General features: G+C 73.3%; 13 protein-coding genes and 2 tRNA genes. 3 read left to right on the top strand and 12 right to left on the bottom strand.

Annotation, left to right across the window (positions count from 1 at the left end; all coding sequences use genetic code 11):
- The first annotated feature begins 357 nt into the window (after nt 1-357).
- Nucleotides 358-1,302 carry a hypothetical protein gene (locus tag ACZ4MU_RS03745; RefSeq protein ID WP_467870416.1) on the top strand — a complete coding sequence of 315 codons (945 nt, stop codon included), beginning with the start codon at nt 358-360 and terminating at the stop codon, nt 1,300-1,302.
- Nucleotides 1,303-1,353: 51 nt separating this feature from the next.
- Here ACZ4MU_RS03745 and ACZ4MU_RS03740 read toward each other — a convergent pair whose 3' ends face one another.
- Nucleotides 1,354-1,563, bottom strand: a complete 210-nt coding sequence (locus ACZ4MU_RS03740; protein ID WP_358834851.1) for a hypothetical protein — start codon at nt 1,561-1,563, stop codon at nt 1,354-1,356.
- Between the two features lie 311 nt (nt 1,564-1,874).
- Here ACZ4MU_RS03740 and ACZ4MU_RS03735 point away from each other — a divergent pair, with 311 nt between their 5' ends.
- Both ACZ4MU_RS03735 and ACZ4MU_RS03730 read left to right on the top strand, forming a co-directional pair.
- Nucleotides 1,875-2,360, top strand: a complete 486-nt coding sequence (locus ACZ4MU_RS03735; protein ID WP_467870413.1) for a MarR family winged helix-turn-helix transcriptional regulator — start codon at nt 1,875-1,877, stop codon at nt 2,358-2,360.
- A gap of 119 nt (nt 2,361-2,479) precedes the next feature.
- Nucleotides 2,480-4,024 carry an MDR family MFS transporter gene (locus ACZ4MU_RS03730; RefSeq protein ID WP_467870651.1) on the top strand — a complete coding sequence of 515 codons (1,545 nt, stop codon included), beginning with the start codon at nt 2,480-2,482 and terminating at the stop codon, nt 4,022-4,024.
- A gap of 240 nt (nt 4,025-4,264) precedes the next feature.
- Here the strand turns inward: ACZ4MU_RS03730 and ACZ4MU_RS03725 are convergent, their stop codons facing one another.
- The 11 genes from ACZ4MU_RS03725 to ACZ4MU_RS03675 form a co-directional block, all read right to left on the bottom strand.
- Complete coding sequence (locus ACZ4MU_RS03725) at nt 4,265-5,038, bottom strand: TetR/AcrR family transcriptional regulator (RefSeq protein ID WP_467870411.1); 774 nt, start codon at nt 5,036-5,038, stop codon at nt 4,265-4,267.
- 195 nt (nt 5,039-5,233) lie between these two features.
- The gene (locus ACZ4MU_RS03720) at nt 5,234-6,766 is read right to left on the bottom strand and encodes an MFS transporter (RefSeq protein WP_467870409.1); all 1,533 of its coding nucleotides are present in this window, start codon (nt 6,764-6,766) and stop codon (nt 5,234-5,236) included.
- Nucleotides 6,767-7,088: 322 nt separating this feature from the next.
- Complete coding sequence (locus tag ACZ4MU_RS03715) at nt 7,089-9,218, bottom strand: ArnT family glycosyltransferase (RefSeq protein ID WP_467870407.1); 2,130 nt, start codon at nt 9,216-9,218, stop codon at nt 7,089-7,091.
- Nucleotides 9,215-10,489: a bifunctional glycosyltransferase family 2/GtrA family protein gene (locus tag ACZ4MU_RS03710; protein WP_467870405.1), complete on the bottom strand. Its 1,275-nt coding sequence runs from the start codon at nt 10,487-10,489 to the stop codon at nt 9,215-9,217. Before ACZ4MU_RS03710 ends, ACZ4MU_RS03715 begins: the two co-directional genes overlap by 4 nt.
- 26 nt (nt 10,490-10,515) lie before the next feature.
- Nucleotides 10,516-12,201, bottom strand: coding sequence for a sensor histidine kinase (locus tag ACZ4MU_RS03705; RefSeq protein WP_467870648.1), 1,686 nt, complete (start codon nt 12,199-12,201; stop codon nt 10,516-10,518).
- Nucleotides 12,202-12,229: 28 nt separating this feature from the next.
- Nucleotides 12,230-12,967 (bottom strand): response regulator transcription factor, encoded by a 738-nt coding sequence (locus ACZ4MU_RS03700; RefSeq protein ID WP_467870403.1) that lies wholly within the window; start codon nt 12,965-12,967, stop codon nt 12,230-12,232.
- 73 nt (nt 12,968-13,040) lie between these two features.
- A complete protein-coding gene (locus ACZ4MU_RS03695) occupies nt 13,041-14,063 on the bottom strand; it encodes an amidohydrolase family protein (RefSeq protein WP_467870400.1) in 1,023 nt (340 codons plus the stop codon).
- Nucleotides 13,978-14,367 carry an antibiotic biosynthesis monooxygenase family protein gene (locus ACZ4MU_RS03690; RefSeq protein ID WP_467870398.1) on the bottom strand — a complete coding sequence of 130 codons (390 nt, stop codon included), beginning with the start codon at nt 14,365-14,367 and terminating at the stop codon, nt 13,978-13,980. The genes ACZ4MU_RS03695 and ACZ4MU_RS03690 overlap by 86 nt, the downstream gene beginning before the upstream one ends.
- Nucleotides 14,368-14,455: 88 nt before the next feature.
- Nucleotides 14,456-15,334, bottom strand: coding sequence for a DUF2797 domain-containing protein (locus tag ACZ4MU_RS03685; RefSeq protein ID WP_467870395.1), 879 nt, complete (start codon nt 15,332-15,334; stop codon nt 14,456-14,458).
- 109 nt (nt 15,335-15,443) lie between these two features.
- Nucleotides 15,444-15,516: transfer RNA gene (locus ACZ4MU_RS03680), tRNA-Arg, on the bottom strand.
- A 398-nt stretch (nt 15,517-15,914) separates the two neighbouring features.
- Nucleotides 15,915-16,008: transfer RNA gene (locus ACZ4MU_RS03675), tRNA-Ser, on the bottom strand.
- Nucleotides 16,009-16,203: the final 195 nt, after the last annotated feature.

Here is a 16,203-nt window from a genome sequence, read left to right as displayed (position 1 = left end):
GCCTCCTGACTGCCCGGGGCAGCTTGCGCGGAGGCCCGTCCGCAGCCCGAACCTCCCGGTTACCCGAACCTCCCGGTTGCCCGAACTCCACGGTTGCCTGGGGCCGCTTGTGCGGAGGCCCGTCCGCAGCCCAGGTCTCCCGGTTGCCCGGGGCCGCTCGCGCGGAAACCTTTCCGCGGCGCGGGCCCCCTCGCCTCCCGCGCCCTCCTCCTCTCCCCCCCCCGCTGCGGGCAATCGTGCCGCCAGGGCGGCACGGGTGGGCGCGGCGGCACCCTTTCAGCGCTGGGCGCGCCCCCTCCCTGGCCCCAGCCCCGTTCCGGGGTTCACAAGTGACGGCCCGTCAGCAACACTGGCGCGATGCGACGTGCTGCGTTGATCGGTGTATCGGCGGCGGCCACCCTCGCCCTGGGGGGCGCCCTGGCCGCCTGCGGCGGGGAGGGCGGGAAGCCCTATGTGGCCGTGGACGCGGCCGGTTCGGGCCCGGACGCCACCGCGAGCGGAGCTGTTCCGCCCCACGGCAAGGTGGAGCTGGTTCCGCTGGACGGGGCGGGCGGGGCGGGGGACGCGGCCCGGCGGGACGGGGGTGCCGCCGCGCCCACCCGTGCCGCCCCCGGCGGCACAACCGCCCGCAGCGGCGGAGGCAGTACACCCGCAGGGGCCACCCCGGGCAGAGCCACCACAGACGGCGCAGCCGGCACAGCGGGCGCCGGTAGCAGCGGCAGTGCGGGAGGAAACGGCCCCGGCGCCAACACAGGCGGCCCGGCGTCGGGCAGCAGTGCCGGAACCGGCGGAGCCCCGGGCGGCGGAACTGGCGGCACCTCCGGCGGCAGCGGCAGGGCCGGCGGGACTTCCGGCGGTGGCGGCGGCACTGCCGGAACCAGCGGGACCTCGGGCGGCGCCACCGGCGGCACCTCGGGCGGCAGCAGCACCAGCGACGGGGGAGCCTCCGGCGGCACGGGCGGCACCCCGGGCGGCACGGGCAGCCCCCCAACCCCCACCCCCGCCACCCTCACCCTCGGCACCCCCACCCGAACCCCCACCCCCACCCGCTGGTGCGAATCCGTCACCGTCCCCCTCCGCAACACCGGCGGCACCCCCGTGACCTCGGGCACGCTCACCTTCGCCACGCACGTCATCGGGCTGCTCGGGGTCGACTGGGCCACCCTCACCTCCACCCAGCTCCTCGCCCCCGTCCCCGCCGGCGCGGCGACCTCACGTACGTACAAGGTCTGCGTGGACGCCTGGCGCGTACCGGTGGGCATGCACATCGAGACCCGCTCGGTGACCGCCGACTGGCGGTGACCGAACGGGCCTCGAAGGAGTAACGGAAGAGCGGGCTCGGCCGACGCGTGCTCAGCCCAGCGCGAGCCAGGCGACGCCCGCAAGGACGGCGAGGACGAGGACGACGCCCACGATCAGGCCGACGCGCGGACCGGCCGGCGTCGCGGCGGGGGTGGCCGCCTGGCGGCCCTGCGGCGCGCCCTCGTCGACGAAGGCGCGGAACATCTGCGTGCTGCCCGCGGGGTCGTAGTTGCCCTCGGGGCCCGGGGTGTTGTGTGCCATGCACCGGACCCTAGCGAAGTCCCGGGTTCCGCCCAACCCCCGCCCCCGCGCACGCGGGCACGCACACCCCGCGCTCACCGCGCCCGCACACCGGCCGCCCGCCCCCGTAGAACGACCCCCGCCACCCCCGCCTCGCCCCAGCCCGGCCCCGGCCCCGCCCTGACCTGCGCATTGACTTCCCACATGCGAACCCTTTGCGGTTACTTTGCCCGGCCCCCGCCCCATTCACTTGCCTTCAGCAACCAACCAGCTCTATGGTTGCCCTAAGCAACAAGATCACCCGTGCAGTGTCGTCCGGACCGGAGGAGCCGATGGCCGCGCAGAGCCACTACGAGGAGCTCGCCCGACAGCTCAGCGCCATCGGGGCCGTCAGGCGCGGGCTCGGGCGGATCCTGCCGGCCGAGTGCCCGGCCGGCTCCGCCGCCGTGCTCACCCTCCTCGGCCGCCACGGCGAGATGCGCATCAGCAGGCTCGCCGAACTGCTCGACGTGGACATGTCCGTGACCAGCCGCCATGTCACCCATGTGGCCGCGCGCGGCTGGATCGAGCGCGATCCGGACCCGCTGGACAAGCGCTCCCGCATCCTGCGGCTCACCCCGGCCGGCCGGGACATGCTCGACGAGCTCGGGCGGCGCACCGCGGACATGTTCGCCCGGACCCTGCGGGACTGGTCCGACGACGAGGTCGGGCAGCTGACCGTCATGCTCGCGCGGCTCAGAGAGAGCTTCGACTGCCGCGAGGAACGTTTGATCCACCCCGCGCCGCTCACCCGTACACCCGCCGCGCAACAGGCGTAACGGCCCACCAGACGTACAGGAGAAGGAAGTTCATGGCTACATCCACACCGGCCGGTGTGCGGGACGGCAGCACCGCCCTGGGCGGGCACCCCCACCAGGGGCCCGACGGCGGCGCGCCGATGACCCACCGGCAGATCATGGAGGCGCTGTCCGGGCTGCTGCTCGGCATGTTCGTCGCCATCCTGTCCTCGACGATCGTCTCCAACGCCCTGCCGCAGATCATCGGCGACCTGGGCGGCGGCCAGTCCGCGTACACCTGGGTCGTCACGGCCTCGCTCCTGGCGATGACCGCGACCACCCCGCTGTGGGGCAAGCTCTCCGACCTCTTCAGCAAGAAGCTGCTGGTCCAGATAGCCCTGGTCATCTATGTCAGCGGTTCGGTGGTCGCCGGGCTCTCGCAGAACGCGGGCATGCTGATCGCCTGCCGCGTCGTCCAGGGCATCGGCGTCGGCGGTCTCTCCGCGCTCGCCCAGATCATCATGGCCGCGATGATCGCGCCGCGTGAGCGCGGCCGGTACAGCGGTTACCTCGGTGCCACGTTCGCGGTCGCGACGGTCGGCGGACCGCTGCTCGGCGGCGTGATCACCGACACCGAGTGGCTCGGCTGGCGCTGGTGCTTCTACGTCGGTGTGCCCTTCGCGGTCATCGCCCTCATCGTGCTCCAGAAGACGCTGAAGCTCCCGGTGGTCCGGCGCGAGGTCAAGGTCGACTGGGCGGGCGCGCTCTTCATCAGCGCTTCGGTATCGCTGCTGCTGGTGTGGGTGACGTTCGCGGGCGACAAGTACGACTGGATCTCCTGGCAGACGGCGGCGATGGTCGGCGGCTCGGTGCTGCTGGGCGCGGTCTTCGTGTACGTGGAGTCGAGGGCGTCCGAGCCGATCATCCCGCTGCGGCTGTTCCGCAACCGGACGATCACCCTGGCGTCGCTGGCCTCGCTCTTCGTGGGTGTGGCGATGTTCTCCGGCACGGTCTTCTTCAGCCAGTACTTCCAGCTGGCCCGCGGCGAGTCCCCGACCATGTCCGGGGTCCTGACCATCCCGATGATCGCCGGTCTGTTCGTCTCCTCCACGGTCTCCGGCCAGGTCATCACCAAGACCGGGCGCTGGAAGGCATGGCTGGTCAGCGGTGGTGTGCTGGTGACGGCCGGGCTCGCGCTGCTCGGCACGATGCGGTACGACACCGCGTACTGGCAGCTGGCGATCTACATGGGGCTGATGGGCCTGGGCATCGGCATGATGATGCAGAACCTGGTGCTGTGCACGCAGAACCAGGTCTCGGCTGCCGACCTCGGCTCGGCCTCGTCCGTGGTGACGTTCTTCCGCTCGCTGGGCGGCGCGGTCGGCGTCTCCGCCCTGGGCGCCGTGATGGCGAACCGGGTCACCCACTACGTCAAGGACGGCCTGGCCGACCTCGGCCCCAAGGGCGCGTCCCTCGCCCAGGGCGGTGGCGGCGGCGGCATCCCGGACCTGGACAGGATGCCCGCGCCGCTGCGGACGGTGGTGGAGAGCGCGTACGGCCACGGTGTGGCGGACGTCTTCCTCTACGCGGCGCCGTGCGCCCTGCTCGCCTTCTTCGTGACGCTGTTCATCAAGGAGGTCGCGCTGAAGTCCCGCGCGGCGGCCCCGGCCGAGCCCGCGGAGCAGCAGAAGGCCCCGGCCTCCTAAAAGCTCGGGTGTCCCGAGCGGAGGCACCCGATACCGGGGCGGCGGGCAGGGGACGGCCCACCGCCCCACTCCCCCGCGAAGGGGCCCACGCGCATCGCGTGGGCCCCTTCGTGCCACCCCTCACGCCCGGCCTCGCCGCTCCTCCCGCTCGGCCGGTTCGGGGAGGGCGGCGGCTCGGCCGCGTCGGGGAGGGCGACGGCCGGCCGGTGATCGCCCGGCTGCCCCTCCCGCTTCTCCCCGCTACCGCTCCCGCTTCGCCTCGATCCCCGCGATCAGCAGGTCCAGCGCGAAGACGAAGTCCCGCTCGCGCATCTCCGCCACCGTGTCCCCGCCCCGGGCCTCCATGAGCTCCTCCGCCATCGCGAACTGCTCGTGGAGTTCGGGGCGTTCGCGTACGGTGCCCATCGCCTGCGCGAAGTACTCGTCCTCGGTGACCCCGGCCTCCGCGCACCGCGCGACGAACTGGCCCTCGATGGTGCCGAACCCGTACACGAACTGGAACACCGCCGACAGGCCGCCGGTCACCCCGTGCGGCGGCAGTCCGCTGCGGGCCATGACCGTCTGGGCGGCGACGGAGAAGGCCAGGAAGTTCGGGCCGATGTTCAGATAGCGGCCCATCAGGGGGGACACCCAGGGGTGGCGGACGAGCATCGCCCGGTAGCCGACGGCCAGGGCGCGGATCTGCTCGCGCCAGTCGGCGTCCTCCTGGGTGACGTCCGGGACCGGCACCTCGGCGGCGACCGCGTCCATGGCGAGTTCCAGCAGGTCGTCCTTGGTGTCCACGTACCAGTACAGGGACATCGCGGTGACTCCGAGTTCGCCCGCCAGGCGGCGCATGGAGAACTTCGCCGCGCCCTCGCTGTCTAGGAGGCGGACCGACTCCGTGATGATCCTGTCCCGGTCGAGCGCGGCGGCCGGCTGTCCGGCCCGCCGGGTCCGGCCCGCGGCCCGGCCGGCCTCCAGCCACACGCTGGTACGCGTCGGGTTCTTCGCGCGCTCGGCTGCCGACACCATGGCGTGCCCTCCTCGTCGGGTCGTCGGACTGTACGTAACACCTGTCGTACGCCGTTCGTGCGGCATCGGCCACAGCGAACAGCCACGGCGGACAGCCACAGCGGTCAGCAACGGCCCTCAGCCACGGCCGTCAGGCACGGCGCTCAGCCACGGCGGTCAGCGGAATACCGCCCTCCGCCGACCGCCGCTCCGATGCTATGCCGCGGGTGCGGCCTGCGGTGCGGGAGCCTCGGCCCCGGCGCCGCCCCCGCGCTCCGCCCGGGCGAGGAGGGCCGCGGCGAGCAGTCCGCCCGCCAGGACGGCCGCCGCGCCGACCAGTTGGCTGGTCTGGAGGCCCGAGGCGAACGCGTCCGAGATCCGGGCGCGCTCGGCGTCGCCGTCCGCCGCCGCCAGCGCCGCCGGGAGCGAGGCCGCGCCCACCACGGACGGGACCAGCGCGGCGAAGCGCGAGTTGAGGACCGCGCCGAGCACGGCCACGCCGAGCCCGTTGCCGAACTCCGCCAGGGTGCCGTTGACGCCCGCGCCCACGCCCGCCTTCTCCGGCGGGATCGCGCCCATCAGGGTGTTGGCCATGGCGGGCATCGAGACGGCGATGCCCGCGCCCATCACCACCAGGCCCAGCAGCATCCCGCTGTAGTGCTCACGGCCGAGCAGCGCTATCGCCGCGAGGCCCGCCGCGTTCGCCGCCATGCCCACCGCGATCGTGCGGGGCGTGCCCAGCCTGGGCAGCAGCCGCGCGCCCACCCCCGCCACGTTCAGCGCGATCACGCTCAGCGCCAGCGGCGCCGTGCGCAGCCCCGCCTCCAACGGCCCGTAGCCGAGCACGAACTGGAGGTGCTGGGTGAGCAGGAAGAGCGAGCCGCCCATGCCGAAGGCGACCAGGATGGAGCCCGCGACCGCGCCGGTGAACTTCTGGTTGCGGAAGAAGTGCATGTCCAGCATCGGGTACGGGATCGACAGCTCCCAGCGGGCGAACGCGGCCAGGAAGACCAGGCCCACCGCGGCCGGGACGAGCACGTGCGCCGAGGTCCAGCCGTGGCCGGGGCCGGAGATGATCGCGTACACCACTCCGGTCATCCCGACCGTGGAGAGCAGCGCGCCCAGCAGGTCCGGCCGGTCGCCCAGCGGGTTCTTGGACTCCGGGACCAGCGCGAGCACGGCCACCAGGCCGATCGCCGCCACGGGGATGTTGATCAGGAAGATGGCACCCCACCAGAAGTGGTCGAGCATGACGCCGCCGATCAGCGGTCCGGCGGCGAAGCCGAGGGAGTTGACCGTGGCCCACAGCCCGATGGCCTTCACCCGCTCCTCGTCGTCGAAGATCTGCACGACGACGGCGAGGGTGGTGGTCATCAGGAGCGCACCGCCGACACCCATGCCCGCGCGGGCGGCGATCAACTGCCCGGCGCTCTGGGAGAGTCCGGCGGCCAGCGAGCCGATGCCGAAGAGCGCGAGCCCGGCCGCCAGCATCTTCTTGCGGCCGTACCGGTCGGAGGCGCTGCCCGCGGTGAGCAGCAGCCCGGACTGGACGAGCGAATACGCGTTGATCATCCACTGGATGTCGGCGGTGGAGGCACCGACCGAGGTGGTGAGGGAGGGGATCGCGACGTTCAGGACGGTGTTGTCGAGCAGCACGGTGAGCTGCGCCAGACAGATGACACCCAGGATCAGCCAGCGCTGCGGATGCCTGGTGGGGGCGGCCGATGTCTCGGCGACCGGGGCCGTCATGCGGGGCTCCTAGGAGGTGTTGTACAGCGTATGGGGGCGTTGTCGTACACCGTAAGGGAGAGCGTTGTACGGCGTAAAGGGGTTTTGCGGGGTTGGGGGCGCCGGGTTGCTGCCTCGGGCGCGGGGAGGCCCCCGGGAGGCCGGGGGCGCTGGGGTGCTGCCCCGGACGCGGGAGGCCGGTGGGCCCGGGGCGCCGGGCCCCTCCCCGGACACGGGAACGCCGGTGGGTCCGGGGAACCCCGGACCCCTCCCCGGGCGCGAGACGGCCGGTGGCCCGGGGTTCACACCCCGGGCCACCGGCCGTTCTCCGTGCCGCGCCCTCCTACTGCACGGGTGCCGTCAGGTCGTAGAACGTGGCGGAGCCTGCCGTCACCTTCTGGAAGGACGCCTCCACCCAGGTGGTGATGGCACTGCTCCCGGCCCTGCCGCCGGGACCGCCCATGCCGCCGCCCGCGATGAAGTAGTGGATCCTCCCCTCGGCCACGTACGTCTTGAACTGCGCGAGCGTCGGGGACGGGTCGCTGCCGTTGAAACCGCCGATGGCCATCACGGGTTTGCCGGTGGCCAGCTGGTAGCTGGCGGCGTTCTGGGCGCCGATCGCGGCGGCGGCCCAGGTGTAGTCGTCCGCGTCCGCCTTCAGCAGGGACTTCGCCCGGGCGCCCACCTGGGCGCCGTCGAGCAGTCCGCCCATCCCACCGGGTCCGCCGCGCTCGGCGCGACCGGCCGTACCGGGGGCCTGGCCGCCGCCGGGGAGCTGGGACGGCATGCCGTTCGGGCCACCCTGAGAGGTGCCCTGGGGGGCGCCCTGCGGGGTGCCGCCCGTGGGAGGCGCTCCGTCGCCCCACGGGCCCTGCCCCCGACCGGCGGCCCGCGCTCCCGGGCGCCCGTCCCGGCCGTCCGGCCCCACCCCGAACCGGCCGCCGCCGGGCCCGCCGCCCCTCGACGCGCCGGGCGGGCCCGCCGTGACGATCGAGCCGGTGTGGCCGGTGTCCAGGGTGCTCATCGTGTACGCGAAGGGCCCGGCCAGCGAGGCCGCGAGCCCCACCCCCGCCGCCCCCAGCGCCAGCCTGCGGTCGAGCCGTCCCGCAAGCACGAGCCCGACGGCGGCGGCCAGACCCGCGACCAGCACCGCCCGGCGCAGCCACGGCAGATAGTCCGGTGTCCGGCCGAGCAGCACGTACGCCCACCACGCCGTGAGCGCCACCGTGGCGCCCAGCGCCGAGGCCGCGGCGATCCGGCTCCGCTCCTCCCAGAGCACCGTGACCCCCATGCCGACCAGCGCGGCGATGCAGGGGGCGAGGGCGACCGTGTAGTACTGGTGGAAGATCCCCGCCATGAAGCTGAAGATCCCGGCCGTCGTCAGCAGCGCCCCGCCCCAGGCCAGGAACGCCGCCCGGGCGGTGTCCGTGCGCCCGCCGCGCCAGGTGACCACCAGGCCCGCGACGAGCAGCAGCAGCGCGGCCGGCAGCAGCCAGGAGATCTGGCCGCCCACCTCGGCGCCGAACATCCGGTCCAGACCGGTCGAGCCCCAGCCGCCGCCTCCCCGGCCGCCGCCCCCGCCGCCCACACTGCCGGTCTCGTCGCCGTTGATCCGGCCGAGGCCGTTGTAGCCGAAGGTCAGCTCCAGGAAGGAGTTGTGCTGTGAGCCGCCGATGTACGGACGCGAGGACGCGGGCCACAGCTCCACGGCCGCCACCCACCAGCCGCCGGACACCACGGCCGCCAGTCCGGCCAGGGCGAGCTGTCCGAGCCGCCCGCGCAGCGGCGCCGGCGCGCACACCGCGTACAGCAGGGCGAGCGGCGGCAGGATCAGGAACGCCTGGAGCGTCTTGGTCAGGAACGCGAACCCCACGGCCACCCCCGCCCACACCAGCCACTTCGTTCGCCCGTCCTCCAGCGCCCGCAGCACGCAGTGGACGGTGACGGTCATCAGCAGGGCGAGCAGCGCGTCCGGGTTGTTGAAGCGGAACATCAGCGCGGCGACCGGGGTGAGGGCGAGCACCGCCCCCGCGATCAGACCCGCCGCCGCGCTGAACCGGCGCCGCACCGCCGCGTACAGCACCGCCACCGTGCCGACACCCATCAGGACCTCGGGCAGCAGGATCTGCCAGGAGCCGAGGCCGAAGAGCCGCACCGACAGCGCCATCGGCCACAGCGCGGCCGGGGGCTTGTCGACGGTGATGGCGTTCGCGGAGTCCAGCGAGCCGAAGAACATCGCCTTCCAGCTCTCGCCGCCCGCCTGGACGGCCGCCGAGTAGAAGGAGTTGGCGTAACCGGAGGCGCTGAGGTTCCAGAGGTAGGCGAGGAGGGTGAGCAGGAGGAGGCCGAGGAAGGCGGGGCGCACCCAGGCCGGGTCGGTGGCGCGCCCGCGCCACAGCCGGGCGGCGGCGGGCCCGGGCCGGGCCGCGGCGACCCCCTCGTGCGCGTCGGCCGGATACGAGGTCGTGGTCATCGGGGGGCGTCCTTCTGGTGGGGGAGCGGAGTGGCGCGGTCCGGGAAGACCCAGGCGCGGAAGAGCAGGAAGCGCAGCACGGTGGCCGCCAGGTTCGCCGCCACCAGGACGGCCAGCTCGGTTGAGTGCGAGGGGTCGCCGCCCGCCGCGCCCAGGGCCGCCAGCGAGCCGCTGGTGAGGGCGAGCCCGATCGCGAACACGACGAGCCCCTGCGCCTGGTGGCGCATCGCCCGCTCCCGTCCCCGTACGCCGAAGGTGAGCCTCCGGTTGGCGGCGGTGTTGGCGACGGCGGCAACCAACAGGGCGGCCGCGTTGGCCACTTGGGGCCCGGTGCCCGCCCGGAAGAGCGAGTAGAGGCCGAGGTAGAAGAGGGTGGAGAGCGCGCCGACCACACAGAAGCCGACGAGCTGACGGGCGAGGCCGCCCGGAACGCCGCTGAGGGCGCGGTCGCGCGGGTCGTCCCCGAACGGGCGCGCGAGCCGGTCCAGGGGGAGCGCGCCGACGGCGAGGGCGCGCCCCACCCGCCACACGCCCTTGAGGTCGTCCGCCGCCGTCCTCACCAGGTGGACAGTGGAGTCCGGGTCGTCGACCCAGTCCACCGGCACCTCGTGGATCCGCAGCCCGGCCCGTTCGGCCAGCACGAGGAGTTCGGTGTCGAAGAACCAGCCGGTGTCCTCCACCATCGGCAGCAGCCGCTCCGCCACCTCGCGGCGTATCGCCTTGAACCCGCACTGGGCGTCCGAGAAGCGCGCCGCGAGCGAGGACTTGAGGATGAGGTTGTACGCGCGCGAGATGAACTCCCGCTTCGGCCCGCGCACCACCCGCGAGGCCCGGCTGAGCCGGGAGCCGATCGCCAGGTCGGAGTGGCCCGAGATGAGGGGGGCCACCAGCGGGAGCAGCGCGTTCAGATCCGTCGAGAGGTCGACGTCCATGTACGCCAGCACGGGCGCGTCCGAGGCCGACCACACGGCCCGCAGCGCCCGCCCGCGCCCCTTCTGCTCCAGCCGCACATGGCGTACGCCCGCGATCTCCCGGGCCAGACGCGCAGCGACCTCGGGGGTGCGGTCGGTGGAGGCGTTGTCGGCGACGGTGATCCGGAACGCGTACGGGAAGGTGCGGGCGAGGTGGTCGCCGAGCCGGCGCACACACGGCTCCAGGTCCCTCTCCTCGTTGTAGACGGGGACCACCACGTCGAGGACGGGCCCACCGGCCGCGCCGACGGGCAGATGCTCACGGGCCGGCAAGGTGCCCACGGAGATGTCGGTTCGCATGCCACCGACCCTCGCGGGGAGGGCTGTCACACCTGTGTGGTGCGGCTGTGGGGGGGCTGTGAGTGGCGCGGGGTGCGCGGGGCGGGGTGGGGGCCCGGGTGGGGGGTCAGGTTGTGGCCCGGGTTGGGGGCCAGGTTGTGGCCCGGATGGTGCTCCGGGTCGTCGTGCGCCGGCAGACATACGGTGAAGATTGTGCGACCGGGGGCCGAGCGCACCGCGACCGTGCCGCCGTGCGCGGTCACCACCGCCTGCACGATGGCGAGTCCGAGTCCGGTGGAGCCGTGTGCGCGGGAGCGGGAGGCGTCGCCGCGCGCGAACCGCTCGAAGACGTGCGGGAGGAGGGCGGGCGGGATGCCGGGCCCGTCGTCCTCGACGTCCAGCACGGCCCAGGCGCCCCGGCGCGCCACGCGCGCGGTGACGGTCGTGCCCTCGGGTGTGTGGGTGCGGGCGTTGCCGAGCAGGTTGACCAGCACCTGGTGGAGCCGGGGGGCGTCGCCGAGGACGGAGACGGGGGCGCCGGGCGGCGATTCGGGGCCTCCGGACAGGGGGAGGGGGCTGTGCGGCGCCGGGGTGTGGTCGGCGGGCGGGTCCGGCAGCTCCAGGCGCCAGTGGTGCCCCTGCCCGGCCGCCCGGGCGTCGCTCACCGCGTCCACGACCAGCAGCGAGAGATCAGTGCTCTCGTACGAGAGCGGGCGTCCGGCGTCGAGCCGGGCGAGCAGCAGCAGATCTTCCACCAGGCCGGTCATCCGCCGCGCCTCCGCCTCGACGCGCCCTAGAGCGTGCCGGGTCGCGGGCCCGACCTCCTCCGTACCGCGCCGGGTGAGCTCCGCGTACCCCCGGATGGAGGCGAGCGGAGTGCGCAGCTCATGGCTTGCGTCGGCGACGAACTGCCGTACACGCGTCTCGCTCTCCTGCCGCGCCGACAGCGCCGAGCCGACGTGCCCCAGCATCCGGTTGAGCGCCGCCCCGACCTGTCCGACCTCGGTGCGAGGGTCGGCCTGGGCGTCGGGGACGCGCTCGTGCAGGGCCACCTCTCCGCTGTGGAGCGGCAGTTCGGAGACCCGGGTGGCGGTCGCGGCGACCCGGCGCAGCGGGCGCAGGGCCACACCGACGATCGCGGCGCCCGCGATCCCGGCGGCGACCAGACCGGCGGCGGTCACCGAGACGACGACCAGGATCAGCGTGTTGACGGTCGACTCGACGTCCTTCAGCGGGAATCCGAGCAGGGCCGACCCGTCCCTCGCCCACTGCGCCCGGTACGAGCCGAGGCCGGGCACGGAGACGGTGTGGACGCGGTCGTCCCCGGGCACCGCCGCCAGCGCGGCGATCTGCGCGGCCGTGAGCGCCTTCGGGTCCGGCCGCGCCGAACCGGGCTCGCCCCGGACGCTGATGGCCCCGGCGGCGCTCCGCCCGTCGGGGCCGGTACGCAGCCCGACCGTGCCGAAGGGCTGGCCGGGCGCGGAGACGAAGCCCGCGCCGGTGCCCGCGTCGCTGGGCAGGACGTGGTGCGTGCGCTCGACGGCCGGCCGCAGCGCGTCATCCAGTTGGCGCTGGAGGTTGGAGCGCATCCCGATGACCGTGACCGTACCGATCACGGCGGCGACGACCGCGATCAGCGCGACGGCGGAGACGACGAGGCGGGTACGGAGGGTCCAGGGCCGCGAGGTGCGGCGGCGGGTGGACCGGGAGGCCCGGTGGGCGGCCGTGGGGATCCGGGCGCTGAGCCGGGGGCGGTGGCGCTCACTCACCGGGCTTGATGAGGTACCCGGCCCCGCGCCGGGTGTGGATCATCGGCGTCCGCCCCGCGTCGATCTTCCGCCGCAGATACGAGATGTACAGCTCCACCACGTTGGCCTGGCCGCCGAAGTCGTACGACCAGACCCGGTCGAGGATCTGCGCCTTGCTGAGCACGCGGCGGGGGTTGCGCATCAGATAGCGCAGCAGCTCGAACTCGGTGGCGGTGAGGTGGATGTTGACGCCGCCCCGGGTCACGTCGTGGCTGTCCTCGTCGAGGGTGAGGTCCCCGACGACGAGCAGCGACTCGCTCTTGACGGCCGCGCTGCCGGAGCGGCGGATGAGCCCCCGCAGGCGGGCCACCACCTCCTCCAGCGAGAACGGCTTGGTGACGTAGTCGTCCCCGCCGGCCGTCAGCCCGGCGATCCGGTCCTCGACGGCGTCCTTGGCGGTGAGGAACAGCACCGGCACATCGGGGAGTTCGCGCCGCAGCCGCCCGAGCACGGCGAGTCCGTCCATGTCGGGCAGCATGATGTCGAGGATGACCGCGTCGGGCCGGAACTCCCGGGCGGACCGCACCGCACCGGCCCCGTCCCCGGCGCTGCGCACCTCCCACCCCTCGTAACGCAGCGCCATGGACAGCAGCTCGCTGAGCGGAGCCTCGTCGTCCACGACGAGCACCCGGACGGCGGTCCCGTCCGGCCTCAGCAATTCGGAACGCCCCTGCGGGGAGGTGATGGTCATGCTCACCACCCTGTGAGCGTCCCCTGAGAACGCCCTTGCGCGTTCCTGTGAATCCCCTGAGAAAGAGGGGCGTTCAGGGGGCGGGAGCGGGGGCAGGACCGCGGGAGCCGGGGACGGGATGGCTGGGATGTCCGATGCCTGTGAGCCCGAAGAGGCGCGCGCCGTTGTCGTGGCAGACGCCCCGCAGCCACTCCTCCCCGAGCCCGAGCCGTTCGAGCGATTCGAGCTGGTGGAGATAGCCGTACGGGATGTTGGGGAAGTCCGACCCGAGCAGCACCCGGTCGCCCAGGTCGCGCAGCCGGGGCAGCGCGTCCGCCGGAAAGGGCGCGAACCGCTCGCCGAAGTCGGTGAACGCCATGGTCGTGTCCAGCATGACCCCCTCGTACGCGTCGGCGAGCGCCAGGAACTCCCCGTACTCCGGCATCCCCATGTGCGCCACGACCAGCCGCAGCCGGGAGTGCCGGGCGAGCAGCCGCGCGATGGGCTCGGGCCCGGTGTGCCTGCCGGGCGCGGGCCCGGAGCCGCAGTGCACGACGACGGGCACGGCGGCCTCGGCGAGCACGCCCCACACCGGGTCGAGCAGGGGGTCGTTGGGGTCGTAACCTCCCACCTGGACATGCGCCTTGAAGACCCGCGCCCCGTCACCGAGCGCCTCCTCGACGTACGTACCGGCCCCCTCCTCCGGGAAGAAGGTGGCGGTGTGCAGACAGCCGGGTGTGCGCCGTGCGAAGTCGACGGCCCAGCCATTGAGCCACCGGGCCATGTCCGCCTTGTGCGGATAGAGCATCGAGGTGAAGGCGCGCACCCCGAACTCCCCGAGGAGCTCGATGCGCCGCGCCTCCTCCTCGCGGTACGCGATGGGCCACTCCACGCCGGTGAGGGGCCCGGCCGAGTCGAAGTAGGCCCACACCTTCTTCAGGACGCGGTCGGGCATGAAGTGGGTGTGCACGTCGACGAGCCCGGGCAGGCCGAGCCGGGCGGAGAACTCCCGTACGAGAACGCCTTCGGCTTCAGCGACCGGCAAGGCTGTCACCTTCGGGTCGGACCTCGGCGCTGTCGCGCTGGAAGCTGTAGCTCCGCTCGACCTTGGCGACATGGACGCTGTAGCTCTCGTACCACTCGGAGCGCCCGCGCCGCTGCGCGCGCTGGTGCTCCAGGCGCGACCGCCAGGCGGCGATGGCCTCCTCGTCGCGGAAGTACCCCACGGTGATGCCGAGGCCGCCCGGGCTGCGGGCGGACTCGTATCCCAGATAGCCCGGTATCTCCGCGACGAGCTTCTCCATGAGGTCGGCGGTCTCGCCGTACCCCCGGTCGCCTTCGGTGCGCAGGGAGGTGAACACGACGGTGTAGTAGGGCGGTTCGATGCCGGCGACGAGACCGGCCACAAGGTGATCACTCATGCGCCCCACCCTCCGCTGTCATCGGTGAACATGTCCATACTCCTTACTCAAAGGAACCCCAGGGGGATCCAAGTCTTGACCCGGAAGGTCAGAAGAGCTGGTCCTGCACGTCAGGGGGGCGCAGGGCTCGCACGGGCACGGTGGTGTCCCGGCTCCCCGGCGCGGCCACGATCCCCCACCCGCTCATGAGCCGGGTGTCGAGGACGACGACGCGCCCTCCGGGCGCCTCCAGATGGAGATCGGGCCCGGCGGCGGCGAGCACCCGCCCGCCGACGACCCCGTCGGGTGCCAGCTCACGCACGACGCCGTGGGCTGGCACGAGGGAGTCGAGCCCGAACAGCGCCCCGTGGTCGACAACGCGGCACGCCAGCGCTTCCAGCGACTCGGGCCACCCCCCGAGCGCGACGGCCCGGCCATGCAGCGCCCGCACCTCCTCCGCGCGCTCCCCGACCCCGGGAAGCGAGGCCCGTACGACCCGCTTCTGCTCGTACGAGACACGATCGGGCACCCCCAGCGCGGCCCGCAGCAACTCCTCGCACCGCCGGGCCGCCATCAGGGGCCCGCGCCCCAGCCAGGAGAAGCAGACGGCCCCCTGCTCCCGCAGCCGCGCGCCCTCCCGCTCCTCGGCGGTGATCCCCACCTTGACGAGCCCGCCCCCGAACCACGCCAGATAGACCCGGTAGACCTGAGGATCATCAGGCACCCCATCGGCGGCGACGGACCCGACCCGGTCGAGCCGAGCACACTCGGCACACCGAGCCTGAGCACTCCCCCGCGCGACCACCACCCCTCCCGGGCACGCATTCCCCCGCGCCCCGACACAGCGCCGCTCCCCGACAACCCGAAACGCGACCTCCCCCCCGACCACAACCCGCCCAACCCGCCGACCCCCCTGCTCCCCCACCCACACAAGCCCAGGCCCCCCGTCCCCCCACCGAACCCCACCACTACGCCAGACCCCAGCCATGTCATCGACGGTAGCCGGGGGCACTGACAACGGTCCTGGCCTGTGGACAGACAGACCGACGGACATACGAGAAAGGCCCCCTGGATCTCTCCAGGGGGCCTTCCGGCTGTGCACTCGGCAGGATTCGAACCTGCAACCTTCTGATCCGTAGTCAGATGCTCTATCCGTTAAGCTACGAGTGCTTGTTGCGTTGCTTCCCGGTTTTTTTCTTCCCGGTCGGCGTTGCGGGAACAACATTACATGACCTGCGCCGTCACGCGAAATCCATTGACCACACCCCCTCTGACCTGCGGAAACACCCTTACTGAGGTACGGGCGGCAGAGCAGGCCCGGCTGGCGCGATGTGCCTGTAACAGGGGAAATGTGACCGGGGTCACCGGATCGAGTGGGCTGGAGCGCGGAGGTCGGGCGTCGCGGTCGCATGGGGCGGGCGGCGGACCGGCAGAAGGCAGGGGTCAGAGGGGCGGCGCAGGCGAGCCTTCCCCCACCGGAAACGGCGGCAGCCCCATCGGGGGACCCTCGCGGCCCCGCCCGGAAACGACCGAAGCCCCGGCCGTGGGGCCGGGGCTTCGGGTTGGGCTGGCGGAGGCGGAGGGATTTGAACCCTCGATGGGCTTTAAAACCCAAACCGCATTAGCAGTGCGGCGCCATAGACCGGACTAGGCGACGCCTCCAGCACACCCTCTCGCGTACGCGAGTGGTGCGTGCAGATGATGACACAGCCTTGCTCCGCGTCACCAATCGGACCCCACGGTACTAGGCAGGTGGGCGCCAGGGCAAAGCGTTAGGGGACCCACGTTTTCCGGGGTGTGGGGGCGCGGGGGTGCGGCCGACCTGCGGTCGGTCCCGGGATCGGGGGCGGAAGGGGC

It is taken from the genome of Streptomyces sp. NPDC026377 (genome assembly GCF_055567715.1).
Note: the sequence above shows the minus strand (reverse complement) of the source record. Positions and strands in the feature narration are given on the sequence as shown.